The organism is Saccharopolyspora montiporae, from assembly GCF_015209505.1.
Classification (GTDB): Bacteria; Actinomycetota; Actinomycetes; order Mycobacteriales; family Pseudonocardiaceae; genus Saccharopolyspora; species Saccharopolyspora montiporae.
In genome coordinates, this window is the sequence record NZ_JADEYC010000012.1 from 91,818 (window position 1) to 116,229 (window position 24,412).

Here is a 24,412-nt window from a genome sequence, read left to right on the forward strand (position 1 = left end):
TCGTCGGCGACGAAACGGACCGCCGCCGGACCGAACCGATGTTCACATGGCGGACCAGCCTCCCTCGCAGCGCACGGCAGCGCCGTCCAGCTCCAGCTCGGGCAACAGAGCCCGCACCTTGTGCAGTGGCAGCCCCGAATCCCGCGCCAGCTCCTCGGCCGGCGCGGCCCCGGACACCGGTAGGGCGTCGTGCAGTCGCCGCACCTCCGGGCGCAGCGCGTCTCCTCGCCGTTCGGCGGACTCGGCTGCCGCAGGCGGCGATACGCCCAACCGACCGAGCGCTTCCAGCACGTCGGGCACACCGGTCGCCAACACGGCCCCGCCCGAACGGATCAGCTCGTGGCAACCGACGGAGTTCACCGCCGTCACCGGGCCGGGCACCGCCAGGACGTGCCGACCGAGAAGGTCGGCGGTATGCGCCGTGTTCGCCGCGCCGCTGCGTGCCCCGGCTTCCACGACCACGGTGGCTGTCCCCAACGCGGCGATCAGCCGGTTGCGGACCAGGAACCGGTGCTTGCGCGGCCGTGTTCCCGGCGGGTATTCGCTGAGCACGGCTCCGCACTGGCCGATGACGCGCAGCAACCTCGCGTGCCCGGCCGGATAGTCGACGTCCACTCCGCAGGCGAGCACGGCCACGGTCGTGCGCTCCGCGGCGAGCGCTCCGCGGTGTGCGGCCCCATCGATGCCGTACGCGGCCCCGGACACGACCGGGAACCCGGCTGCTGCGAGCCCGTGGCCGAACTCCGCGGCGACGTGCTCCCCGTAGCCGCTGGCCGCCCGGGCCCCCACCACCGCCACGCCCGGTTCGGTCAGCGCAGGCGCGACAGCGCCCGCCCGGACCCACAGCGCCAAGGGTTCGGCCACTCCGGGTAGGCCCACCTCGCGCGCACCCGCCAGCGCCGCCATCGGAGCTGCGGGCCACTCCGCGGATTCGGGTACCACGAGCCGGGCGCCACTGCGCGCGGCTTGGTCGAGCAGCAGCGCCCCGTCCACATGCCGACGGCGCGCGGCGACCTCGTCGGCGACCTCGGCCGGTTCGCGCGCAGAGCGCACCGCCTCGGCGGCCGCGACCGCACCCTTCTCCGCGACGAATCCGGCCAGTCGAACCGCGGGCGGTTCCGCCACCGCGGACAGGTAGGCGCGGTCCACCAGCACCTGCTCGGAGGCCGACATCAGACCGCCCTCCGATCCCGGTAGTCCAACGCGGTGGCCACGTGCTCCCGATCGGGCCGATCCGCCCCGGCCAGATCGGCCAGCGTCCACGCGACGCGCAGGCACCGGTCGGCACCGCGCGCCGTGACGGCACCGGACTCCAAAGCGCGGTCGAGCAGCGCGGTCTCCCGCGGCGGCAATGCGAAATCCCTGCGCAGAACCGGTCCGGGCACCTCCGTGTTGGTCCGCCAACCGTGCTCGGACCACCTCGCGGCCGCAGCGATGCGGGCCCGCGCCACCCGTTCACGCACTGCCGCCGTCGTCTCCGGCTCCGCCCCGCCGCGCAAGGCGAACGCGGTGATCGGTCGCATGTGCACGCGCAGGTCCACCCGGTCCAGCAGCGGACCCGACAGCTTGCCGAGGTAGCGGCGCCGCGCCTGCGGCGGGCATTGGCAATCGATCTCACGGGCCGGCGCGCACGGGCACGGGTTGGTAGCCAGCACCAGTTGGAACCGAGCCGGGTAGCGCAGCGTGCCGTCCCGTCGGGCCAGCCGGATCTCGCCTTCCTCCAGTGCCGTGCGCAAGGCCTCGAGTCGTTGCGTGCCCAGCTCGCACGCCTCGTCCAGCAGCAGCACCCCGCGGTGGGCCCGGCTGATCGCACCGGGTTTCGCCATCCCCGAACCGCCGCCGATCAGCGCCGGCACCGACGCCGAGGCATGCGGAGCCACGAACGGCGGGGTGCGCACGAGCTCGGGATCGGACCGGAGGTCGCCGGCCACCGAGCGGATGGTCGTCGCCTCCAGCGCGTCCTGCCCGGTCAGTTCCGGGAGCAAACCGCACAGGCACTTGGCCAGCATCGACTTGCCGGTACCCGGTGGGCCGACCATGAGCAGGTGGTGCCCGCCGGCCGCCGCCACTTCCAGAGCGAACCTCGCCTCCGGCTGCCCGCGCACATCGGCAAGGTCGGCGGGCGGGACGGACGGCGGCACCTGCTGGTTCGGGGCCGGGCAGCGCTCCAGCTCCGCCAAATCGCGCAACCAGGCGATGACGTCGCTGAGGTGCTCGGCGCCGCGCACGTCCATCCCCTCGACGAGCGCGGCTTCGGCCAACCCCGCTGCGGGCACGACCGCACACCGCACGCCGGCCTCCCGGGCCGCGACCAACGCGGGCAGCAGCCCGTCGGCGTGGCGGATACGCCCGTCGAGCGCGAGTTCGCCGAACAGCACCGTGCCCGCCAACCGCTGCGGCGGTACGTGCTCGGCACCGGCCAGGACGGCACATGCCAGCGCGAGGTCGAACGAGGTGCCGGTCTTCGGTACGGCGGCAGGCGACAACGCCAACGTGACGCAGGTCGCCGGCCACTGCTCCCGGCAGTTCTCGATGGCCGAGCGCACGCGGTTCTTCGACTCCTGCAAGGCGGAGTCAGGCAAACCCAGCAGCTGCACCGACGGCAGCCCGCCGCCGCGGACATCGGCTTCGACCTCGACGAGCACCCCGTCGACACCGACCAGCGCAACGGCCCAGGTCTTGCGGAGCGCCATCTAGAACACCCCCGCCAAGTGCTCGATGCGCGCCCGCCGGCCCGGTGGCCACAGCACGGACACCACGTCGAAGCGCACCCGGCAGCCCACCAGCTGCCTGCTCCCCAGCCACGAACGCGCGAGGGTGCGAATCCGGTTGGTCTTGTCCCGCGTCATCGCCGCCAGCGGCCCCCCGTAATCAGGCCCGGAGCGCGCTTTGACTTCGCAGAAGACGACGGTGTCGCCGTCGGTTGCCACGATGTCGAGTTCCCCCAGTTCGCAGCGCCAGTTCCGATCGAGAATGGTCAATCCGGTGGTCTCCAGGAATTCCGCGGCGAGTCGTTCTGCATGCACGCCGAGGGCGTGCCGCCGCCCCCTGGTGTCGTCATCGGACAACGTCCCGATGACAGGTTCCCTGCGCACGTGTCCTCCCGTTGGTCCCTGCCGCCCAGGCGCGTTGCCACCGGGCAGCGCACGAGGAGCGGTTTCCAGTTCGGCCGCACCAGCGACCTCGATCACCAACGTGCCCGGCGCCGCCGAAGTCCACCAGGGAGCACACGCACATCTGTGGACAATTCCCCGCGCTGTGGACAACCACGAGCGAAAAGCGTCCGGACAACAAAAAAGCGGCTCGAATGGTCGATGACCATTCGAGCCGCAGAACAACTCGAATCGAATGCCCGCCCGCACACCCGGCGGACGGCGAATCAGCTACCGAACGGCCCATCCTCCGGGAGGCGGAGCTCCGACTTCTCCAGCTCCTCCACGTTGACGTCCTTGAAGGTGATGACCCGGACGTTCTTCACGAACCGCGCAGGCCGGTACATGTCCCAGACCCACGCGTCCGACATGGCCACCTCGAAGTAGACCTCGGAGTCGGAGTTGCGGACCTGCACATCCACTGCGTTGGCCAGGTAGAAGCGCCGCTCGGTCTCCACGACGTAAGTGAACTGACCGACGATGTCGCGGTACTCCTTGTAGAGCTGCAGCTCCATCTCGGTCTCGTACTTCTCGAGATCCTCGGCGCTCATCGCTGTGCGAGCCCTTCTGCGTTGCCGTACGGACTACAACGGCCCATTGTCCACCACATCCCCCTGCGAAGCATCGAACAAACCGGGCTTGCTGCTGACCGTCCGCGGGGAGCGCATGCCGTGCTCCTTGGCCGCGGCGGCGACGTTGGCGTAGGACCACCGGTGCTCCTCGCACGGGCCGAGCTCGGCCATCCGCGCCGAGTGCACAGGGGTGCTGTAGCCCTTGTGCTCGTCGAACCCGTAGCCCGGGAACCGGCGGTGCAAGCCCTCCGACATCAACCGGTCCCTGGTGACCTTGGCCAACACGGATGCCGCCGCCACGCAGGCGGCCACGAGATCACCCTTCACCACGGCGACGCTGGGCGAAGACAGCCCCTGCACCCGGAACCCGTCGGTGAGCACATAGCCGGGCTGCACGCCGAGCCGGGCCACCGCGCGACGCATCCCCTCCAGGTTCGCGACGTGGATCCCCAGCGCATCGACCTCGTCAGCCGGAATCTCCACGGTCGACCAGCTCAGCGCCCGCCGGGTGATCGTGTCGAACAGCCGGTCCCGTTCGCTCCCGGTGAGCACCTTGGAGTCCGTCAACCCTTCGAAGCGCCGCCCATCGCCCGGCTTGAGCGCGCACGCTCCGACGACGAGCGGGCCTGCGCACGCCCCGCGCCCGGCCTCGTCGACCCCGGCGACCGGGCCCAGCCCCCTCCTGTCGAGCGCGCTCTGCAGCGCCCAGTTGCCACTGCTGCGGCGAATCACCGTCCGTGGCGGACGGACACCCGCCAGCCGTGCCGTCACCGTCAGTGCAGCTCCTGCGAACGTCGGTCAGTTGCCTCACCGACGAGCTTACGGCCTGCGCGCACCACGGGGAACGCCGCGGCGACCCCGACGCCGAGCGGCACCCCTGCCTGCCAGCCCGGCGCAGCCAGCGCCTGGGCCTGCGGATCCGGCTCGGGGATGTTCTGCCAGCGAGTCGGCGGCAGCACGATGACCTGCGCCTTGCCGATCACGTTGTCGACGGGGACGGCACCGGCGGGACCGCCGCCGCCCTGCACGCGCGAGTCGGCGGAATCGTTGCGGTTGTCCCCCATGACCCACAGGTGCCCGGGCGGAACGGTCACCGACTCGAACTCCTCCTGACCGACGCCGCGGCCCGGCTCCCAGTGGATGTAGGGCTCGTTCAGCGGTTCGCCGTCCACGAGCACCCGGTTCTGCGTGTCGCAGCACTCGACCGTCTGGCCGCCCACCGCCACGACACGCTTCACGAAGTCCTTCTCGTCCGGCGCGCCGAAGCCCAGCAGCGACGTGACCTGCTGGAAGAAGCCGACGACCGGATTGGTCGTCTCCGGGGTCTGGAACTCGTTCTGCCCCCAGGCCTGCGGACCGCGGAACACCACGACGTCCCCCGGACTCGGGTCACCGAACCGGTAGCTGATCTTGTCCACCAGCACCCGGTCGTTGTTGCACCCGGGGCAGCCGTGCAGCGTCTCCTCCATGGACTGCGACGGGATCACGTACACCCGCGCCACGAACGCCTGAATGAGCACGGTGAGTACGAGCGCCGTCACGATGAGGATCGGCAGTTCGCGCCAGAACGAGCCCTTCTTGCCATCCCCGCTTCTGCCCCGTCGGGAGCGCCGCCGGGGCTCCTCGGCAGCACCGCCCGGGTACTGCGACCCTTGGGGCTCTTCCTCTGGTCCGGTGGAGCGCATGACGTCGGCCACCCGGCCAGGCTACTGGAACGGCACGCGGACCCCACGCGCTCCCCCGGCGGAAACATCGGCGACACCAGGCCGGTGACGAGGAGTTTCACCACTCGCGGCGGCACATCCCGGCCCAATCGGGCTTTTCCGGCAGCTCGTGCGAGCATCGATGATCACTCGAAGGTGGGCGGAACGCGAATCGGCCCGGGTACGCAGCAGTACCCGGGCCGGTGCGCCGTCGTGCACGGCGGCGTCAGGAAGCGGCGGTCTCCCGCTTCTCCTTGATCTTCGCCGCCTTGCCGCGCCGGTCGCGCAGGTAGTAGAGCTTCGCCCGTCGCACGTCACCGCGCGCCACGACCTCGATCTTGGCGATGTTGGGGGTGTGGACCGGGAAAGTCCGCTCCACGCCGACCCCGAAGGAAACCTTGCGCACGGTGAAGGTCTCCCGGATGCCACCGCCCTGGCGGCGGATCACAGCGCCCTGGAAGACCTGGGTCCGCTCCCGCGAACCCTCGATGACGCGGACGTGGACCTTGAGCGTGTCGCCGGGCCGAAAGGCCGGGATGTCAGAACGCAGCGACTGGGCGTCGAGCGCGTCCAGGGTGTTCATCGGTGGTCCGTCCTCATCCGTGTCGATGGCACCCGTGTTCTCGCATGCCGATGGCCCAACATCCGCTGGGCACCGCCTGACACGGGGGTGAACTGCCTCTTGAGCACGCCGGATCATTTTCCTTCCGGCGGCAACAACCGTTCCAGTGTGCCAGATCCGCTTTCGGGCGCCCAAACCGACCCCTGTGCGGGGGTTCAGCGCTCCGCGTCTCCGGCTTCCCGGGACTGGTCGGAATGCTCCGACTCCTGCAGTGTATCCAGCAACCTGCGGTCAGCCGCGTCCAGGGTCCCCTCCGGCAGTCCGCGCAGCAGATCGGGTCGCCGGCGCGCGGTGCGGACCAGTGCCTGGTCCCGCCGCCAGCGGTCCACCGCGGCGTGGTTACCCGAGCGGAGCACGTCCGGCACCGGGTGATTCCGCCACACCTCGGGACGCGTGTAGCAGGGCCCTTCGAGCAGCCCGTCGGAGAACGAGTCCTGCTCGGCGGAGAGCGGGTTGCCCAGCACACCGGGCAGCAGCCGCGTCACGGCCTCGATCATCACCAGCGCCGCCGCCTCGCCACCGACCAGCACGTAGTCGCCGATCGAGACCTCCTCGACCGGCATCCGCTCGGCCGCGTCGTCGATGACCCGCTGGTCGATGCCCTCGTAGCGCCCGCAGCCGAACAGCAGCCACGGTTCCTCGGCCCACCGCCGCGCGGTGTCCTGGGTGAACGGCCGGCCCGCCGGGGTCGGCACGACCAACCGCGGGAGCCGCTCGTCGGAACCGACCACCGCGTCCAGCGCCTCGCCCCAGACCTGCGGCTTCATTACCATGCCGGGTCCGCCGCCGTAGGGGCTGTCGTCCACCGAGCGGTGAACGTCGTGCGTGAAATCCCGCAGATCGTGCACGCCGACCGAGATCCGCTCCTGCTCGATTGCCTTGCCCAGCAGCGCTTCGCGCAGCGGGTTCAGGTAGTCGGGGAAGATCGTGAGCACGTCGATGCGCATCGGCTGTCCAGGAATCCGGGATGGTCGAGGGGACGGCCACACCCGCCCCGGGATGCTGGCCGGCTCAGGGCAGGCCAGCTCGGGGCAAGGCGGCTCGGGACGGGCGTCAGCTCGGGTCGAGCAGGCCTTCCGGCGGGTCCACCACCAGGTGCCCGCCCGGCACGTCGACCTCGGGCACGATCTCACCGACGAACGGGACGAGGACCTCGCGCTGCTCACCGGCGTCCACCGCCAGCAGCTCACCGGCCGGTGTGTGCACCACGTCGCGCACCACACCAACCTGCTCGCCGGTGGTGGTCAGCACGCGCAGCCCCTCCAGGTCCCGGTCGTGGAACTCGTCCGGATCCTCGATCGGTTCGAGCACGTCCGCGCTGACGGTGAGCACCGCACCCCGCACGTCCTCGGCCGCGTCGCGCCCGTCGACCTCCTCCGCGCGCAGCAGCAGCCGCCCGGCGTGCGGCCGGGCGGCTGCCACGGTGATCCGGCGCGCACCGGGCGTACCGGTGCGCCACTGCAGGTCCAGCACCGAGCCGGGCGCGAAGCGGAGCTCGGGGCTGTCGGTGAGCACCTCCACCACGAGCTCCCCGCGGATGCCGTGCGGCTTGACCACGCGGCCGACGGCGAGGGCACCGGAATCCTGCTCGGACATGTTCGCGCTCAACGGTCGGTGTCGACCACGTCCACGCGGATGCCGCGTCCCCCGATGCCGGACATCACGGTGCGCAGCGCAGTGGCGGTACGCCCGCTGCGGCCGATCACCTTGCCCAGGTCGTCCGGGTGGACGTGCACCTCAAGGGTGCTTCCGCGCCTGGTCGTGACCGACTGCACCCGAACGTCGTCCGGGTTGTCGACGATCCCGCGCACCAGGTGTTCGAGCGCGTCAGCCGCGACTGTCACGCCTGGCCTTCCTCGGCGGGCTGCTCCTCAGCCTTGTCCTCGGCCTTCTTGCCACCCTTCTTCTTCTGGGTGGTGGCCTGCGGCGAAGGCTCGTCGCCCGCGGCGGCGAGGGCTTCCTCGAACAGCTCCTGCTTGGTCTTCTTGGCCTCGGGCTGCTTGAGCGAGCCCTGGTCACCCGGCAGGTTGTGGAACTTCTGCCAGTCACCGGTCGCCCGCAGGATGCCCTGCACCGGCTCGGTCGGCTGCGCGCCGACTCCCAGCCAGTACTGGGCCCGCTCGGAGTCGACCTCGATGCGGCTCGGGGTCTCCTTGGGGTGGTACTGCCCGATCGTCTCGATCGCCCGGCCGTTGCGGCGAGTGCGGGCGTCGGCGACGACGATGCGGTAGTGCGGCTCGCGGATCTTACCGATCCGCGCCAGCTTGATCTTCACAGCCACGGGTGCTGGTGCTCCTCAGACTCTCGTTAGTGCCTCGGCGAGCAGGCCAAGCCGCGTGGGGTGACGGATGGAATGCTCGTACGTCAAAACGCCCCGCACGGTGAGAGGGACCGCGCACGGCGAACAGCCACTCATTGTGCCAGACCCCGCAGGTCGCCACGTCCGCGACCTCCCCCATCGGCCCGCGCGAACCGCCGCCGCGCACACGACTCAGCCCGGCAGCAGGCCCAGCGAGATCAGCAGCAATCCGAGGGCGGGCAGGAAGTTGTTCACCTGGTGGGCCACCACGCTGGCGGTGAGCCTGCCGGTCACCATGCGCGCCACACCGATCGGGATCGCCACCACGAGCAGCAGCGCGGTGCGTTCCGGCTCCAGGTGGCCGATGGCGAAGATCGCGGTGCTGAGCACGAACACGTTGAGCTGGCTCCAACGCATCCGTTCCATCGCACCCCAGAGCAGCCCGCGGTACACCAGCTCCTCGCACACCGGCGCCACCAGCCAGATGTGCAGGAAGATCAGCACGGCCAGCGCCGGGGGTAACCGCACACCGGCCAGCAGACCGCTCACCGCGGAACCGGCGTCGCCCGGCTCCATCCAGCGCATCCACAGCGTGGTGGCCAGCATGGTGGACACGAGCCCGACCCCGCCGATGGCCAGCCCGGTGCGCACGTCCTGCCAATGCCAGCGCAGTCCGAAATCGACACGCGGCCCGTTGCCGCGGACCAGGGTCACCAGCACCGCCGCACCGCCGGCGACCAGGGTGGGCAGCACCAGCGTGACCACCAGCGACAGCGCGCCGGGGCTGCCGAAACCCGCGGCCAGCAGCACCGATACCAGCAGGAACAGCGCCTGCACCAGGAGGAACGCCCCCAGACCCCACCGGTGCGTGCGCCGGTGGGGCGGCGGGGATAGCAGCGCATGCGCGCCGGAGACGTTCCCGGCTGGTTCCGGCGGGTGTGCTGCGTTCACGAGCGCCTCCGCGTGCCCGGGCGGCCGGACCGGATCCGGCGTTGCGTGACCCGCCGAAGTTCGGTCAGCGCGCGACGATCAGCACCGGCGGGTGCGCAAGACTACCCCGGTCGGCGAGCCCGGAACCCCAAAGTCCGCCTGGCCGAGCGACCTGCCGAGTCACCCGGCGACGGCGAACAGCAGCAGCGCGGGCAGGAAGTTGTTCGTGGCGTGCGCGATCATGCTCGCGGCGACGCGACCGGTGATCATCCTGGCCATGCCCATCGCGATACCGCCCAGGAACAGCACCGGCAGCCGCCAGTCCTCCTGGTGGATCAGCGCGAAGACCAACGCGGTCAGCACCAGGATCGTCCAGCGCGGGATGCGGTAGTGCTCCAGCGCACCCCACAGCGCCCCGCGCATCAGCAACTCCTCGGTCAGCGGCGCCCCGAGGAAGGCGAACAGCGCGAACAGGAACAGCCAGACGGTGCGTTCGCCGTCCATGAGCCGGGTCAGCTCCGACTCGGGGAGCGGACCGGACACCGCGATGATGATCAGCGAGAGCGTCCAGGACCCCAGCAGCGCGAGCCCACCGCAAGCGAGCCCGACCTTCCAGTCACGCAGCGTGGGCCGGATACCGAAGTCCGAGCGCAGCCCGCGCCCCCGCCACCAGGAGAAGACCGCGGGAACCAGACCGAGCACAACGTTCGGCGCGAAGGCGATCAGCAGCAGCGGACCGGTTTGCGGCGGCGCGGCGGGGTCGAATCCCTGGCCGCGCTCCGGGCTCACGGCGCTGAGGATGAGCCCGACGAGGTAGTAGCCGCCGTAGCCGAGGAAGAACGCGGCAAACCCCCAGGCCAGCGAGCCGCGGCGCGCCGCCTCCAACTGGCCCTCCCAGAACCGCGGATGCAGTTCACGCCCTTCGGCATCGGCCACCGGACGGGTCGGCCGGCTGTGCTGCGCGGGCACCGAGCGGTCCGCGGGCCGCTCGTCCGAACCGGCCCCCTCCGTTTCGTCCACGCTGCTCCTCTCGACCCGCCCAGCGTAGGCGGAACGGACGAGGCTCGCGGTGATCAGGCCACCACGCGACCGCGCAGCAGGATCCGTTCCGGGTGGCGCAGCGCGCCGAGGTCGCGGCGGGGGTCGGCCGTGCAGCACACCAGGTCGGCGGAAGCTCCGTGCGCCAGCCCGTCGCCGACGAGCCATTCGCGGGCGTTCCAGCTTCCTGCGCCGATCGCGGCGTGCGCCGACATGCCCACCCGCTGCAGGGCGGCGATCTCGTCGACCAGCCTGCCGTGCGCGATACCGCCGCCCGCGTCGGTTCCGGCGTAGACCGGCACGCCCGCCTCGACGGCCTCGGCGACGGTCCGGTCGCCGCGCTCGTACAGCGCGGTCATGTGCGCCGCGTAATCCGGGTACTTCGACGCCTCCGCGGCGAACCCGGGGAAGTTCTCGATGTTGATGAGCGTGGGCACGAGCGCCGTGCCCTGCGCCGCCATCGTCCGCACGGTCCCGTCGGTCAGGCCGGTGCCGTGCTCGATGCAGTCGATGCCCGCGGCCAGCAGGTCCGGCAGCGCCTCCTCACCGAACACGTGCGCGGTGACCCGCGCGCCCTTCTCGTGCGCGGTGGAGATCGCCTCGGCGAGCACGTCCCGGCTCCACAGCGGGGCCAGATCGCCGGTGGAGCGGTCGATCCAGTCCCCGACGAGCTTGACCCAGCCGTCGCCGTAGTCGGCCTGCTCGGCGACCGCTCCCGGCAGCAGCTCCTCGTGCTCCAGCTCATCGGACAGGTATCGGATGTAGCGCTTCGGCCGACCCAGGTGCCGCCCGGCGCGCAGGATCCGCGGCAGGTCGTCGCGCTCCTGCAACGGGCGGGTGTCGATCGGCGCGCCGCAGTCGCGGATCAGCAGAGTTCCCGCGTCCCGGTCGGTTTCGGCCTGCACCGCGGCTTCGGCCAGGTCCACCGGCCCCTGCGGGCCGATGCCGACGTGGCAGTGCGCGTCCACCAGACCGGGCAGCAGGTAGCCGCCGTCGAACACGGTCTCCGCGTCCGGGACCGGCTCGTGGCTGATCCGGCCGTCGCTGATCCAGAGGTCGCGCTGCTCGTCCGCGGGCAGCACGACCCCGCGCAGGTGCAGCGCGGTCACTTCTTCTTGTTCTTACCGAAGTTGAGCTTGGAGGGGTCGAAACCGGGAGGCAGCTCGTTCATGCCGCCGTCGAGCTTGGACAGGTCGGGGCCGCCGCCCGCGCCGGGCATCCCGCCGGGGGGCAGTCCCGGCATCCCGCCGGGCATGCCCTTCATGCCCTTGGCCGGGGTCGGGCCGCCCTTGCCCTTCTTGCCCTTCTTCCCCTTCTTGCCCTTCTTCGACTTGGTGCCGCCGCCACCGCCGCCGAAGCCGCCGAACTGCCCGGCCATCTGCTGCATCATCTTGCGCGCTTCGAAAAACCGGTTGACCAGGTCGTTGATATCGCTGATCTGCACGCCGGAACCGCGCGCGATGCGCTGCCTGCGCGAGGCGTTGATGATCTTCGGGTCCGCCCGCTCGGCGGGGGTCATCCCGCGGATGATCGCCTGCACCCGGTCGAGATGTCCCTCGTCGAAGTTGGCCAGCTGGTCCTTCATCTGCCCCGCGCCCGGCAGCATGCCCAGCAGGTTCTGCAGCGGCCCCATCTTGCGGACCGCCTGCATCTGCTCCAGGAAGTCCTCCAGGGTCAGCTGCCCGCTGCCCAGCTTCTCCGCCGCCTGCTCGGCCTGCTCGGCGTCGAACGCCTGCTCGGCCTGCTCGATGAGCGTGAGCATGTCGCCCATGCCCAGGATCCGGTTGGCCATCCGGTCCGGGTGGAAGACGTCGAAGTCCTCCAGCTTCTCCCCGCTGGAGGCGAACAGGATCGGCTGGCCGGTGACCTCGCGCACCGACAGCGCGGCACCACCGCGGGCGTCGCCGTCGAGCTTGGTGAGCACCACGCCGGAGAAGCCCACACCGTCGCGGAACGCCTCGGCGGTGTTGACCGCGTCCTGCCCGACCATCGCGTCGAGCACGAACAGCACCTCGTTGGGCTCGACCGCGTCCCGGATGTCGGCGGCCTGCTTCATCATCTCCTCGTCGACACCGAGGCGGCCCGCGGTGTCGACGATGAGGATGTCGTGCTGGGTGCGCTGGGCCTCGTCGATACTCCTGCGCGCGACCTCGACCGGGTCTCCGACGCCGTTGCCCGGTTCGGGCGCGTACACCGACACGCCGGCCCGCTCGCCGACCACCTGCAGCTGGTTGACCGCGTTCGGCCGCTGCAGGTCGCAGGCCACCAGCTGCGGGGTGTGCCCCTGCTCGGCGAACCAGCGCGCCAGCTTGCCCGCCAGGGTGGTCTTACCGGAGCCCTGCAGACCCGCCAGCATGATGATCGTCGGGGGGTTCTTGGCGTGTTCCAGCCGCCGGGTCTCCCCGCCGAGGACGCCCACCAGCTCCTCGTTGACGATCTTCACGACCTGCTGCGCCGGGTTCAGCGCCTGCGAGACCTCGGCTCCCTTGGCCCGCTCCTTGACACCCTTGATGAAGCTGCGCACCACCGGAAGCGCGACGTCTGCTTCGAGCAGGGCGATGCGGATCTCCCGCGCGGTGGCGTCGATGTCGGCATCGGAGAGCCGACCCTTGCCGCGCAGGTTCGTCAGGACCGAAGTGAGCCGGTCGGAAAGAGTGTCGAACACGGGATCACGGGCTCCAGAGTCGTGGATGAACCTGAGTACCTAGCCGAAGGGTAACCGGCCGGGGAAACCACCCGACGCCGGACGCGGGCGGGTCTGGCCCGTCCGGTCCGGCGTCCTGCGGTTCCGCCCGGTCAGCTCCGAGGCTCAGCTGCGGGTGAAGTCCCCGCGGCGCTTGCCCGCACCACCCCGAGCGGGCTGCGGTGCGCGCTGCTGGCCCTTGCGCGGCTGGCGCGACTTGTCCCGGTTGCCGTCCCGGCCGCCGCCACCGGTGCGACGGGGGCGCCGCGCGATGACCTCGCCATCGGCCCGGCTGATCCGCAGACCGCGCCCGGCCACCTGGGTGCCGCGCAGCTTGCCGAGCATGTCGTCCGGCAGGCCCGCGGGCAGCTCGATGAGCGTGTGCTCGTTGCGGATGTCGATGTGCCCGATGTGCTTGCTGGCCAGGCCGCCCTCGTTGGTCAGCGCGCCGACCAGCGCCCGCGGCGTGACGCGGTTCCGCCTGCCGACCTCGACCCGGTAGGTCTCGGTGTCCGCGGACCGCGGCTCGAAGTTCGACGCGGCGGGCTGGTCGATCTGCTCCGGCTCCAGCAGCAGCGGCCGGTCGCCCTGGGCCATGCTCGCCAGGGCCGCGGCGATCTGCTCGGCGGGAACGCCGTGCTCGCGCTCGTAGTTGCGCACCAGCTCCTGGAACACGTCCAGCCCGTCGGCGGCCAGCGTGCGGGTGATGGTCTCCGAGAACCGGGCCAGCCGCCGCTCGTTGACCGCCTCCACGGACGGCAGCTCCATCTGCTCGATGGTCTGCCGGGTGGCCTTCTCGATGGACCGCAGCAGGTTGCGCTCGCGCGGGGAGACGAACAGGATCGCCTGCCCGCTGCGCCCGGCGCGGCCGGTGCGGCCGACCCGGTGCACGTACGACTCGGTGTCGTGCGGGATGTCGTAGTTGAACACGTGCGAGATGCGCTCGACGTCCAGCCCGCGAGCGGCCACGTCGGTGGCCACCAGGATGTCGATGCGGCCGTCCCGGAGTTGGCCGATGGTGCGCTCGCGCTGCGGCTGGGCGATGTCGCCGTTGATCGCCTGCGCGCTGTGCCCGCGCGCCTGCAGCTTCTCCGCGAGTTCCTCGGTGAGCTGCTTGGTGCGCACGAACACGATCATCGCGTCGAACGGCTCGACTTCCAGGATCCTGGTCAGCGCTTCCAGCTTCTGCGTGCCGCGGACCGGGACGTAGCGCTGGGTGATGTTGGTCGCCGTGCTGGTCTTGGTCTTGACCGAGATCTCGGCGGGATCGTTGAGGTAGGACTGGCTGATCTTGCGGATGCCGGTGGGCATGGTCGCCGAGAACAGGGCGACCTGGCGGCCGGCGGGCACCGACTGCAGGATCTTCTCCACGTCCTCGATGAAGCCCATCCGCAGCATCTCATCGGCCTCGTCGAGCACGAGGTGCTTGAGCGCGGACAGGTCCAGCGACCCCTTCTCCAGGTGGTCGATCAGCCGGCCCGGGGTGCCGACCACGATCTGCGGACCGCGCCGCAGACCGGCCAGCTGCGGGCCGTAGCTCTGGCCGCCGTAGATGGGCAGCACGTTGAGCCCGGGCATGTTGGCCGAGTAGGTCTGGAACGCGTCCGAGACCTGGATGGCCAGTTCCCGGGTGGGGGCGAGCACCAGGGCCTGCGGCCGGTGCACGTCGACGTCGATACGGGAGAGCACCGGCAGCGCGAAGGCCGCGGTCTTGCCCGTGCCGGTCTGCGCCAGGCCCAGGACGTCCCGGCCCTCCAGAAGCAGCGGGATGGTCTGTTCCTGGATGGGGGAAGGCGTCTCGTACCCGATCTCGGTCAGGGTCGAAAGGACGCGCGGATCGAGATCGAGTTCGTCGAATGTCGGCATGCTGGAAGCGGGTCTCCTCGCCAGGGGTCGTCAGGAGGCTGATGGGTCGCGGTCGCGGATCGTTGCCGCTCGTGGTCCGGGAGTCCGGCGGTTGGCCGGCTGCACTGCACCGGGAGCCGACCGCGTGCGTCGAACCGCGCTCACCTGGACCCACACCTGTCGCCAGTCACCCGCAGCTCGATACTTCAGCCCGGTGTCGCGGAGGCCCGCGGCACCGGGGCTCCAGCCTAGCGATCGCCGCCGCGGCCGTGCCCGCCACCCCGCCGAACGGGATGAAGCTCACCGTGCGCGGCCACCCGCACACCGCGTCCGGCCTGCGTGCGGGACAGCAGGTGCACCCGGTGCCAGCCGCGGAGTGGCCGCCCGTCCAGCAGCCTGCGGTGCATCCGCAGCGCCCGCCGCACGTGCCTGCGGAAGGAGCGCTCGCGGATCATCCGGCCGCGGGCGCGCTGGCCGGCCAGCGCCTCGTGCGGTTCGGCGTGCAGCCACACCAGCACCCGCTCGCGCCGGGTGGCGGCGCCGAACAGCGCCAGCAGCGCCCGGGTGCTGCGCCGGGTGGCCGGCTCGTGCGCCACGACGGGCGCACCCGAGACCGCGCAGCACCAGAGGATGCGCGCCCGGTGCGCGAAGTGCACCAGCGGCCGGTACCAGCGGTACGGCAGCCGACCCAGCGGGCCGTGGCGCAGCCGCGCCCGCACCTGGTCGGAATCCAGCACCGGCCAGCCCGCGGGCGCCCGCAGCCGGGCCAGGACCGTGCTCTTGCCCGCGCCGGGCATCCCGGCCAGCACGACGAGGGAGCGGCGACCGACGCGCAACTCCGGGGGTAAGCATGCCTCGACGGGCGCATCCGAAACGTCCACGACGTAGCCAGGCTACCCGGTTGTCGATCTTGGTCCTCGCCTGCGAGCGGCCCGACCGCCGCTATGCCGACGGGGTGGCCCGCCTCCCCCGCGCGGGCCACCCCGTCCTTTCCCCCAACAGCGCGCGTGCCGCCGGTGCTCCCCGCCCGACCCCCAGAACGGGCGGGGCTCTCACCGCCTCCCCGCGATCACCGCGTCATGACAAGGAGTCTGCCGGTCCGAACGGCGCGCGGGCACCGTGAACCCCCTCGAATCCCGCTGCGTAGTGCTACGCAGATATCGCCGGGGGTGATCACTCGCCGCTGCCCGCGAGACGAAAGAGCCCGCCCCGGAGCGGGACGGGCGGGTGCGGACACGCATCCGGGGGTGCGGCGAAGCGCACCCCCGGACACCGCGCTACGCGGCTAGATCGCGTCCTCCCCGACCTCCCCGGTGCGGACCCGGGTGACCGAGTCCACCGACGTCACCCACACCTTGCCGTCACCCACCTCGCCGGTGCGCGCGGCCGTACTGATGCCGTCCACCACTTTGTCCACAGTGGATTCACCGACCAGGATCTCCACCCGGGACTTCTCGATGAAGTCCACGGGGTACTCGGCACCCCGGTAGACTTCGGTGCGCCCCTTCTGCCTGCCGTAGCCGTGCACCCTGCTGACCGTCATGCCGAGCACACCCAGCCTGCCGAGTGATTCCTTGATCTCGTCCATTTTGGACGGTTGAACGATCGCCGTCACCAACTTCATCTCGGGCTCGCCTCCAGTTCGCGGTCGACATCGCCTTCGGCCACCGCCGCACGGCGGCCCACCGGGTCGTCCCCGAAGTGGTAAGCGGCCTCGGCGTGCTCCGTCTCGTCCATGCCCACGGCCTCGTCGTCGACGGTGGCGCGGAAACCGACCAGTGCCTTGACCACCAGCGCCAGCACCAGGCTGACCACGAAGGAGTAGGCGAGCACGGCGATCGCACCGACCGCCTGGCGCCCCAGCTGATCGACACCACCGCCGTAGAACAGGCCGACCACACCCTCCGGAGCGTCCGGCGAGGCGAACAGGCCGACCAGCAACGTGCCGACCAGACCACCGATGAGGTGCACACCCACCACGTCGAGCGAGTCGTCGTAGCGGAACCGGAACTTGAGGCTCACCGCCAGCGCGCAGACCGCACCGGTGATCGCGCCCACCGCGATCGCGCCGAGCGGCGTCACCGAGGAGCAGGCCGGGGTGATCGCCACAAGACCGGCCACGATGCCCGACGCCGCGCCGAGCGTGGTGGCATGCCCGTCGCGGAAGCGCTCCACGACCAGCCAGCCCAGCATCGCCGCACTGGTGGCCACCAGCGTGTTCACCAGCACCGTCGCCGCGGACGCGTCCGCGGCCAGTGCCGAACCGGCGTTGAACCCGAACCAGCCGAACCACAGCAGTCCCGCGCCGAGCACGACGAACGGCAGGTTGTGCGGCTTGCCCGGGTCCTTCGGCCAACCGGTGCGCCGCCCCAGGACCAGGGCCAGCGCCAGCGCGGCGGCACCCGCGTTGATGTGCACCGCGGTACCACCGGCGAAATCGACCGCCTCCAGGCTGTTGGCGATCCACCCGCCCCGGACCGAGCCGTCGTCCTCGTCGAAAGCGAACACCCAGTGCGCGACCGGGAAGTAGACGATCACGGCCCACAGCACCGTGAACAGCAGCCACGGGCCGAAGCGGGCGCGATCGGCGATCGCACCGGCGATCAGCGCGACCGTGAGGATCGCGAACATGGCCTGGAAACCGACGAAGGCCATCGTCGGGATGGTGCCCGACAACTGGTCGTCACCGAGCAGCTGGCCGAGTCCGAAGAACTCCGCGGGATTTCCCAGCAGGCCCATGCCCACATCGTTGCCGAACGCCATGGAATAGCCCACCAGCACCCACAGCACACCGACGACGCCGATGCTGCCCAAGCACATCATCAGCATGTTCAGCACGCCGCGCGAACGCACCATGCCGCCGTAGAAGAAAGCCAAGCCGGGCGTCATGAGCAGCACCAGAGCCGCGCTCATGAGCACCCAAGCGGTGTCACCTGAATTCACATTGCCTCCCCGTGCGGACCGAGTTGCGCCGCAGTCTGGGGAGTTCCTGTTTCCGGCGATCCGTCGTGCCGTTGCGAGTGCGTGAAAACCCCGCCGCTCCCGGTTACGACGGGATTTTCAGATCAACTCCGCGTTTCGCAATCGACCACCGAGGGCACCTGCACCGGCCGCGCGGCGAACATCCCGGCGACCAACCAACCTGCGCAGCAGGCCAGCAGCAGCACCAGCGGAGCGGTCCATCCTCCGGAGGACTCGTGCACCAGACCGATCAGCAGCGGACCCGCCGCGGCGATGAGATATCCGCCACCCTGGGCCATTCCGGACAGCGCCGCGGTGGTGTCGCTGTCCGGGGCGCGCAACCCGAACAGCGTCAGCGCGAGCCCGAACGCACCACCCTGCGCCACACCGAGCACGACGGTGAAGATCCACAGCCACGCGCCCCCCGGCCCGAGCACGATCCCGGTGAAGCCCACCACGACGAACACCACCAGCACGCCCACGAGCGGACGCTGGTCGCGCAACCTGCGGCACAGCGCCGGGATGAGCATCGAGCCCACCGCCTGCACCCCGGCCTGCACGCCGAGCGCCAGACCGGCCAGCTCCGGGGCCATCCCGCGGCTCTGCAGCATCAACGGGAGCCAGCCGAACACCACGTAGGCCATCGCCGATTGCAGACCCATGAACACGGTGACCTGCCAGGCCAGCGGATTCCGCCACAGCAGGCCCGGGCTGGACGGCAGCGGCGGGACCCCGGCACCGCGGCGCAGCACCACGGCACCGATCAGCAGCGCGACGAGCACCGGAACCGCCAGCAGACCGAGCGGGGCTCGCCACGGCGAGTCCAGCGCACCGGCGATCGGCACCACCGCGCTGGCCGCGACCGCACCGCCGAGGGTCAGGCAGACCGTGTAGGCGGCGGTCACCAGTGCCACGGAATCCGGGAAGTCCCGCTTGATCAGGCCCGGCAGCGCCACGTTGGCCACCGCGATCCCGGCGCCCACGATCACCGTGCCCGCCAGCAGCGTCCACGCCGGCCCCGCGGCCCGCAGCGCGTTGCCCACCAGCAGCACCACCAGGCAGCCGACCAGCACCCGCTCATCACCGAACCGGCGGCGCAGGTGCGGGGCCACGAAAGCGAACGCCCCCAGGCACACCACCGGCAGCGTGGTCAGCACCCCCGCGAAAGCCGGGGACGCGCCGAGTCCGCGCTGGATATCCGCCAGCAGCGGCGCCACCGCGGTGAACGGCGGACGCAACGCCAACGCGACGACCACCACGAGCAAGAGCGTGACGGCTCCGGCCGTGCGAGACACCGGCGGCTGCCGGACTTCGGTACTCACTGCGAACTCTCCCCCTCGGGCGTGCTCCGCGGCCGCGGTGCGGCGACACGGGTCCGGTCAGCGCCGCTCGCCCAGCATGTCGCCGAGCGAGCGCAGACTGGGTTCGATCACTTCCTGCACGGCTGCCATGGCGGCGGCCGGGTCTGCCGATTCGATGGCCTCCAGCAAGCTCCGGTGCGCATGCGGCCCCGCCTCGGCCAGCTCGCCGTGCGTGCGCAGCTGCGCCAACCCCTCCCGCAGCCTGCCGAGCAGGTAGCGGTACATCTCCAGCAGCAGCGGGTTGTGCGCCGCCTCGACGATCGCGCAGTGGAAGTCCGCGTCGGCGCTGCCGAATTCCTCCGGCGAGTGCGCCCGGTCCCGCGCGTCCAGCAGCGCGCGCAGCCGTGCCAGGTCGTCCTCGTCGCGGCGCAAGGCCGCCAGTCGAGCAGCCTGCACGTCGTAGGCCAACTGCACCTCGAAGACGTCGCGCAGCTCGGCCAGCCGCAGCTGGCGCAGCATCGGCACCGGATCCGCTGCGCTGACCACGAACGTGCCCGCACCCTGCCGGGTCTCCAGCGTCCCCAGGTGCACCAGCGCGCGGACCGCTTCGCGCACGACCGCGCGGCTGACCCCGAGCTCGGCCACCAGCTCGTGCTCGGTGGGTATGCGCTCGCCGGGAGCCCACGCGCCGGCGGCCAGCTGCTCGTTGAGCTGCCCGATCACCTCGTCCACCGAGGACCGCCGACCGACCGATCGCATACCGGGACACTATGTCGGACATCAGTCATTAGACAACTGCCCTCGGCATGGTCCTCGTCTCACCGACCCCCGAACGACGACGGGCCCCGGAGCGGTCACCGCCCCGAGGCCCGGAAGTCGCCGCTCGGCTCAGTCCAGCAGCGCGTCCACGAACGCCCCCGGCTCGAACGGCGCCAGATCGTCCGGGCCCTCGCCGAGCCCGACGAGCTTCACCGGCACGCCGAGCTCGCGCTGCACCTGGAAGACGATGCCGCCCTTGGCCGTTCCGTCCAGCTTGGTCAGCACGATGCCGGTCACGTCCACCACGTCCGAAAACACGCGCGCCTGGGTCAGGCCGTTCTGCCCGGTGGTCGCGTCCAGCACCAGCAGTACCTCGTCGACCTGGGCGCGCTTGTCCACCACGCGCTTGACCTTGCCCAGCTCGTCCATCAGGCCGGTCTTGGTGTGCAGCCGGCCCGCGGTGTCCACCAGCACGGTGTCCACGCCGGTGTCCGCGCCGCGGCTGACCGCCTCGAAGGCGACGCTGGCCGGGTCGGCTCCCTCGTTGCCGCGCACGACCTCGGCGCCCACCCGGTGGCCCCAGGTGGCCAGCTGCTCGACCGCGGCGGCGCGGAACGTGTCGGCCGCGCCGAGCAGCACTGTGCGCCCGTCGGCGACCAGCACCCTCGCCAGCTTCCCGGTCGTGGTGGTCTTGCCGGTGCCATTGACCCCGACGACCAGCAGCACCGCGGGTTTGCCGCCGTCGGCGGGATCGCCGTGCGGCAGCGCCTGCAACGAGCGCTCCATGTCCGGGCCCAGCTGGTCCACCAGAACCTCGCGCAGCAGCGCCCGCGCCTGATCCGCGGTGCGCACCCCGCGCGAGGCGATCTCGGTGCGCAACCGCTCGATGACCTCGGTCGTGGTGGCCGCGCCGAGATCGGCCATCAGCAGCGTGTCCTCGATCTCCTCCCAGGAGTCCTCGTCGAGGTCACCGGCGCCCAGCAGGCCGAGCAGGCCCTGACCGAACGTGGAACGCGACCGGGACAGCCGTCCGCGCATCCGCTCCAGCCGACCCGAGGTGGGGGCGATCTCCTCGCGCTCCTCGGCCGGTGCCGCCGGTTCCGGGGCAGGCTGCTCGGGCGCCGCGATTTCCGGCGCTGCGGGCTCGGGCTCTGCGGGTTCCGCCGGGGCCGACTGCTCGGGCACCTGCGTCGCGGTGTCATCGGTCGCGGCGGACTGGTCCGCGGCCCGGGTCTCCGGTTCGGGTGGGGTCTCCGGTTCTGCCGCGGTCTCCGGTTCGGCCGGGGCTTCCTGTTCCGGCACCCGCGCAGCGGTCTCGTCGGTCGTCGCGGCAGGCTCCTCGGGGAGCTCGACGTCGACGATCCCCTGCCGCTCGGCGTCACGCGGTACCGCGGCGTCATCGCCGATCCCGGGCTTGCCTTCCTCGGTGCGCTCGCCGTCCGACTCCTCGGCGGGCCGCGGCGATGCCGTCGTCGCACCTGCGCCGCTGGACAGGCTGATGCCGCCCCCGGCCTGATAACCGCCGCCCTGCGCGGAATCGGACTTGGTGGTGATCTCCTCGGATTCGCTGAGGTCGATCCGCCTGCGGCGGCCGAGCACGATCCCGGCGACCACGGCGACCGCCAGCACCACGACGACGGCGACGATGATCACGATCAGGGTAGTGGTATCCACCCGGCTATCCTCCCACCTGCTGATTCACTCGCCCGAACACGCCCCGCCGCGCCGACCGGTGCGATGCCGGAGTTCCCCGGACCGGGTGCGAAACACCCCGGCCGAACCGCGCCAAGTCCTTGCACCGGGCACCTCGCGTGCAATACACCACAACGGTGCGCGCGTGGCGGGTGATCGGGATGCTGTCCGGCACGTCGATGGACGGCATCGACGTGGCCGCCGCCGAAGTGGTCCTGGACGGAACCACGATCCGGCTGCGCCACCTGGGCAGCACCAGCACGCCCTACCCCGCCGGCCTGCGCGACGAGCTCGTGCGCGCCACGTCCGGCAGGGACTGCGACGCCGGCGCGCTGTGCCGGCTGGACACCCGGATCGGCGAGCGGTTCGCGCGGGCCGCCGTCGCGGGCACCGAGCTCGCCGGGGGCCGGGCCGATCTGGTGGCCTCGCTCGGCCAGACCGCGCACCACTGGATCGACGCGCACGGCCGCGCCCGCGGCACCCTGCAACTGGGGGCGCCCGCGTGGATCGCCGAACGCACCGGCCTGCCGGTCGTCGCCGACTTCCGCGCCCGGGACGTCGCCGCGGGCGGGCAGGGCGCACCGCTGGCGGCGGTGCTGGACGCGCTGTGGCTGCCCGGGACCGGATTCGCCGATGTGGCGCTGAACCTCGGCGGGATCGCCAACCTCACCCTCGCGCGTCCCGGCAGGACGCTGGCCTTCGACACCGGCCCCGGCAACGCGCTGCTGGACCTCGCCGCGCAGCGGGCGACCGGGATCCCGCAGGACGCGGGCGGCGCGCTGGCCGGCTCCGGGCATGTTCACGCGGATCTGCTCGACCTGCTGCTGGACGATCCCTACTACCGCAGGTCGCCGCCGAAATCCACCGGCAAGGAGCACTTCGGGGCAGCGCACCTGGACGCCGCGCTGCACCGGCTCGGCACCCCGATCGACGCGGCCGACCTGCTCGCGACGTTGACCGAACTGACCGCGGAGACCGCGGCGGCCGCCTGCCGCGACCTCGGTGCCGCGGGCGTGGTCGTGTCCGGCGGCGGGGTGCACAACCCGGTGCTGCTGACCGCCCTGCGCTCCCGGCTGGACCCGATCCCGCTGCGCACCAGCGACGAGTTCGGGATGCCCGCCGACGACAAGGAAGCCTTGCTGACCGCACTGCTGGGCGTGCTCACCTGGCACGGGATCGCCGCGGACGTGCCCGCCGCCACCGGCGCCGCCGGCCCCCGGCTGCTGGGCAGCGTCACGCCCGGGGCCGAACCGCTGCGCATGCCCGAACCGGCCGAGCAGCGCCCGCGCGAACTGCTCGTCCTGCCCGCCGAGACCGAACCGGAGCAGCCATGAGAGCCCTCGACCTGACCGTGATCGTGGTGTACCTGGCGGCGATGCCGGTACTCGGTGTCCTGCTCAGCGGTCGCCAGCGCAGCGCGCAGGACTACTTCGTCGGTGACCGCAAGCTGCCGTGGTGGGCGGTGTGCTTCTCCGTGGTGGCCACCGAGACCTCGACGCTGACGGTGATCAGCGTGCCCACCGTCGCCTACCTGGGCACCTTCACCTACCTGCAGCTGGCCGTGGGCTACGTGCTCGGCCGGTTCCTGGTGGCCTACGTGCTGCTTCCGAAGTACTGGGCCGGGAACCTGGTCAGCGCCTACGAATTCCTCGGCCGGCGGTTCGGCGGCGGCATGCAGGGCACGGCATCGGTGACGTTCCTGGTGACCCGGCTGCTGGCCGACGGCCTGCGGCTGTTCGCCACCGCGATCCCGGTGAAGGTGATGCTGGAGCTCTCCGGGCTGGACGTCTCCTACTGGCAGATCGTGACCGCGCTGGCCGTGCTCACGGTGATCTACACCTACCTCGGCGGGATCCGCGCGGTGGTGTGGGTCGACGTGGTGCAGATGGCCGTGTACGTGGGCGGGGCGATCGTCGCGGCTGTCGTGCTGGCCGGGCAGCTGCCCGCGGACTGGATGGCGAGCGCCGCCGAACAGGGCAAGTTCCAACTGCTCGACTTCGCATCCCCGGTGGCCGTCGAGCAGTACGCCTTCCTGACCGCGGTCGTCGGCGGTGCCGTGTTCACCATGGCCTCGCACGGCGCGGACCAGTTGATGGTGCAGCGCCTGCTGGCGTGCCGGAACCTGCGGGAGAGCCAGCTGGCACTGATCGTCAGCGGATTCGTCGTGCTGCTGCAGTTCGGCCTGTTCCTGCTGATCGGCAGCATGCTGTGGTCGCACTACGCCGGGGCGAGCCCCGACTCCCTGGGGCTGTCCAGCGATGACGAGCTCTTCCCCCGGTTCATCGTCACCGAGCTGCCGCCCGGGCTGTCCGGACTGCTCATCGCCGGGATCCTGGCCGCGGCGATGAGCACGCTGTCCTCCTCGCTGAACTCGCTGTCCACCTCCACGGTCAGCGACCTGTACCGGAGGTTCACCGGCAGCGATCGGACGGATCCCGCCGTGCTGCGGCTGGGCAAGGTCTGGACGCTGGTGTGGGCCGTGGTCTTCGTGCTGTTCGCGTCCCTGTTCAGCGGGACGGACAACCCGGTGGTGGAGGTCGGGCTGAGCATCGCCAGCTACACCTACGGCTCGCTGCTCGGCGCGTTCCTGCTCGGCCTGCTGGTCAAGCGCGCGCGGCAACGCGATGCGGTGATCGCGTTCCTGGTCACGCTGGTGGTCGTGCTGTACCTGGCCTTCGGTGTGTCGTTCCCGGACGGCGAGGGCGGTTCGGCTCCGCTGGCGTTCCCCTGGTACACGCCGATCGGTGTGCTGGTGACCCTGGTCGTCGGCGGGGCGCTGTCCCTCCTGCCCCGCTCGCGGCGCACCGCCGAGCGGACCGCCGACGACACCCCGGCGCGGTGAGCTGATCGAAAGA

General features: G+C 71.4%; 24 protein-coding genes. 2 read left to right on the plus strand and 22 right to left on the minus strand.

Annotated features, from left to right (window positions below):
- Positions 1–42: 42 nt before the first annotated feature.
- From dprA to ftsY, 22 genes are all read right to left on the minus strand, one after another.
- Positions 43–1,173: a DNA-processing protein DprA gene (gene dprA, locus IQ251_RS07905; protein WP_193927814.1), complete on the minus strand. Its 1,131-nt coding sequence runs from the start codon at positions 1,171–1,173 to the stop codon at positions 43–45.
- On the minus strand, positions 1,173–2,693 hold the full coding sequence (locus IQ251_RS07910; RefSeq protein WP_193927815.1) for a YifB family Mg chelatase-like AAA ATPase: 1,521 nt from the start codon (positions 2,691–2,693) through the stop codon (positions 1,173–1,175). The genes dprA and IQ251_RS07910 overlap by 1 nt, the downstream gene beginning before the upstream one ends.
- Positions 2,694–3,095: a YraN family protein gene (locus IQ251_RS07915; RefSeq protein WP_193927816.1), complete on the minus strand. Its 402-nt coding sequence runs from the start codon at positions 3,093–3,095 to the stop codon at positions 2,694–2,696. It abuts the gene before it with no gap.
- Positions 3,096–3,379: 284 nt separating this feature from the next.
- Positions 3,380–3,703, minus strand: coding sequence for a DUF2469 domain-containing protein (locus tag IQ251_RS07920; protein ID WP_193927817.1), 324 nt, complete (start codon positions 3,701–3,703; stop codon positions 3,380–3,382).
- Positions 3,704–3,736: 33 nt separating this feature from the next.
- Positions 3,737–4,495: a ribonuclease HII gene (locus IQ251_RS07925; protein ID WP_370591262.1), complete on the minus strand. Its 759-nt coding sequence runs from the start codon at positions 4,493–4,495 to the stop codon at positions 3,737–3,739.
- A gap of 2 nt (positions 4,496–4,497) precedes the next feature.
- Positions 4,498–5,421: a signal peptidase I gene (lepB, locus tag IQ251_RS07930; RefSeq protein ID WP_370591263.1), complete on the minus strand. Its 924-nt coding sequence runs from the start codon at positions 5,419–5,421 to the stop codon at positions 4,498–4,500.
- Positions 5,422–5,653: 232 nt separating this feature from the next.
- Positions 5,654–6,010, minus strand: a complete 357-nt coding sequence (gene rplS / locus IQ251_RS07935) for a 50S ribosomal protein L19 (RefSeq protein ID WP_193927818.1) — start codon at positions 6,008–6,010, stop codon at positions 5,654–5,656.
- Between the two features lie 194 nt (positions 6,011–6,204).
- Complete coding sequence (trmD, locus tag IQ251_RS07940; RefSeq protein ID WP_193927819.1) at positions 6,205–6,996, minus strand: tRNA (guanosine(37)-N1)-methyltransferase TrmD; 792 nt, start codon at positions 6,994–6,996, stop codon at positions 6,205–6,207.
- A gap of 106 nt (positions 6,997–7,102) precedes the next feature.
- Positions 7,103–7,645, minus strand: coding sequence for a ribosome maturation factor RimM (gene rimM, locus IQ251_RS07945; protein WP_193927820.1), 543 nt, complete (start codon positions 7,643–7,645; stop codon positions 7,103–7,105).
- A gap of 8 nt (positions 7,646–7,653) precedes the next feature.
- A complete protein-coding gene (locus tag IQ251_RS07950) occupies positions 7,654–7,893 on the minus strand; it encodes an RNA-binding protein (protein WP_193927821.1) in 240 nt (79 codons plus the stop codon).
- The gene (gene rpsP / locus IQ251_RS07955) at positions 7,890–8,330 is read right to left on the minus strand and encodes a 30S ribosomal protein S16 (protein ID WP_193927822.1); all 441 of its coding nucleotides are present in this window, start codon (positions 8,328–8,330) and stop codon (positions 7,890–7,892) included. Before rpsP ends, IQ251_RS07950 begins: the two co-directional genes overlap by 4 nt.
- Before the next feature lie 210 nt (positions 8,331–8,540).
- On the minus strand, positions 8,541–9,299 hold the full coding sequence (locus tag IQ251_RS07960; RefSeq protein WP_370591264.1) for a CPBP family intramembrane glutamic endopeptidase: 759 nt from the start codon (positions 9,297–9,299) through the stop codon (positions 8,541–8,543).
- Between the two features lie 159 nt (positions 9,300–9,458).
- Positions 9,459–10,298: a CPBP family intramembrane glutamic endopeptidase gene (locus IQ251_RS07965; RefSeq protein ID WP_370591265.1), complete on the minus strand. Its 840-nt coding sequence runs from the start codon at positions 10,296–10,298 to the stop codon at positions 9,459–9,461.
- A 53-nt stretch (positions 10,299–10,351) separates the two neighbouring features.
- Positions 10,352–11,425: an amidohydrolase family protein gene (locus IQ251_RS07970; protein WP_193927823.1), complete on the minus strand. Its 1,074-nt coding sequence runs from the start codon at positions 11,423–11,425 to the stop codon at positions 10,352–10,354.
- Positions 11,422–12,981 carry a signal recognition particle protein gene (gene ffh, locus IQ251_RS07975; RefSeq protein ID WP_193927824.1) on the minus strand — a complete coding sequence of 520 codons (1,560 nt, stop codon included), beginning with the start codon at positions 12,979–12,981 and terminating at the stop codon, positions 11,422–11,424. Before ffh ends, IQ251_RS07970 begins: the two co-directional genes overlap by 4 nt.
- Before the next feature lie 144 nt (positions 12,982–13,125).
- Positions 13,126–14,865: a DEAD/DEAH box helicase gene (locus IQ251_RS07980; protein ID WP_193927825.1), complete on the minus strand. Its 1,740-nt coding sequence runs from the start codon at positions 14,863–14,865 to the stop codon at positions 13,126–13,128.
- Positions 14,866–15,092: 227 nt separating this feature from the next.
- A complete protein-coding gene (locus IQ251_RS07985) occupies positions 15,093–15,725 on the minus strand; it encodes an AAA family ATPase (RefSeq protein WP_370591266.1) in 633 nt (210 codons plus the stop codon).
- 404 nt (positions 15,726–16,129) lie between these two features.
- The gene (locus IQ251_RS07990; RefSeq protein ID WP_193927826.1) at positions 16,130–16,468 is read right to left on the minus strand and encodes a P-II family nitrogen regulator; all 339 of its coding nucleotides are present in this window, start codon (positions 16,466–16,468) and stop codon (positions 16,130–16,132) included.
- Positions 16,465–17,787, minus strand: a complete 1,323-nt coding sequence (locus IQ251_RS07995) for an ammonium transporter (RefSeq protein WP_193927827.1) — start codon at positions 17,785–17,787, stop codon at positions 16,465–16,467. Before IQ251_RS07995 ends, IQ251_RS07990 begins: the two co-directional genes overlap by 4 nt.
- Positions 17,788–17,909: 122 nt before the next feature.
- Entirely contained in the window at positions 17,910–19,127 is a 1,218-nt protein-coding gene (locus IQ251_RS08000) for a CynX/NimT family MFS transporter (RefSeq protein WP_193927828.1), read from the minus strand.
- A 57-nt stretch (positions 19,128–19,184) separates the two neighbouring features.
- The gene (locus IQ251_RS08005; protein ID WP_193927829.1) at positions 19,185–19,865 is read right to left on the minus strand and encodes a FadR/GntR family transcriptional regulator; all 681 of its coding nucleotides are present in this window, start codon (positions 19,863–19,865) and stop codon (positions 19,185–19,187) included.
- 129 nt (positions 19,866–19,994) lie between these two features.
- Positions 19,995–21,539 (minus strand): signal recognition particle-docking protein FtsY, encoded by a 1,545-nt coding sequence (gene ftsY, locus IQ251_RS08010; RefSeq protein ID WP_193927830.1) that lies wholly within the window; start codon positions 21,537–21,539, stop codon positions 19,995–19,997.
- Between the two features lie 179 nt (positions 21,540–21,718).
- On the opposite strand from ftsY, the gene IQ251_RS08015 reads away from it, so the two are divergent.
- Both IQ251_RS08015 and IQ251_RS08020 read left to right on the plus strand, forming a co-directional pair.
- Complete coding sequence (locus IQ251_RS08015; RefSeq protein WP_193927889.1) at positions 21,719–22,891, plus strand: anhydro-N-acetylmuramic acid kinase; 1,173 nt, start codon at positions 21,719–21,721, stop codon at positions 22,889–22,891.
- Positions 22,888–24,399: a sodium:solute symporter gene (locus tag IQ251_RS08020; protein ID WP_193927831.1), complete on the plus strand. Its 1,512-nt coding sequence runs from the start codon at positions 22,888–22,890 to the stop codon at positions 24,397–24,399. Before IQ251_RS08015 ends, IQ251_RS08020 begins: the two co-directional genes overlap by 4 nt.
- The last annotated feature ends 13 nt before the right edge of the window (positions 24,400–24,412 follow it).

Bases quoted from the DNA above. Each gene is read 5' to 3' on its own strand.
- dprA (WP_193927814.1), bottom strand. From the start codon at position 1,173: ATGTCGGCCTCCGAGCAGGTGCTGGTGGACCGCGCCTACCTGTCCGCG.
- IQ251_RS07910 (WP_193927815.1), bottom strand. From the start codon at position 2,693: ATGGCGCTCCGCAAGACCTGGGCCGTTGCGCTGGTCGGTGTCGACGGG.
- IQ251_RS07920 (WP_193927817.1), bottom strand. From the start codon at position 3,703: ATGAGCGCCGAGGATCTCGAGAAGTACGAGACCGAGATGGAGCTGCAG.
- rplS (WP_193927818.1), bottom strand. From the start codon at position 6,010: ATGAACACCCTGGACGCGCTCGACGCCCAGTCGCTGCGTTCTGACATC.
- trmD (WP_193927819.1), bottom strand. From the start codon at position 6,996: ATGCGCATCGACGTGCTCACGATCTTCCCCGACTACCTGAACCCGCTG.
- rimM (WP_193927820.1), bottom strand. From the start codon at position 7,645: ATGTCCGAGCAGGATTCCGGTGCCCTCGCCGTCGGCCGCGTGGTCAAG.
- IQ251_RS07980 (WP_193927825.1), bottom strand. From the start codon at position 14,865: ATGCCGACATTCGACGAACTCGATCTCGATCCGCGCGTCCTTTCGACC.
- IQ251_RS07990 (WP_193927826.1), bottom strand. From the start codon at position 16,468: ATGAAGTTGGTGACGGCGATCGTTCAACCGTCCAAAATGGACGAGATC.
- IQ251_RS08005 (WP_193927829.1), bottom strand. From the start codon at position 19,865: ATGCGATCGGTCGGTCGGCGGTCCTCGGTGGACGAGGTGATCGGGCAG.
- IQ251_RS08015 (WP_193927889.1), top strand. From the start codon at position 21,719: ATGCTGTCCGGCACGTCGATGGACGGCATCGACGTGGCCGCCGCCGAA.
- IQ251_RS08020 (WP_193927831.1), top strand. From the start codon at position 22,888: ATGAGAGCCCTCGACCTGACCGTGATCGTGGTGTACCTGGCGGCGATG.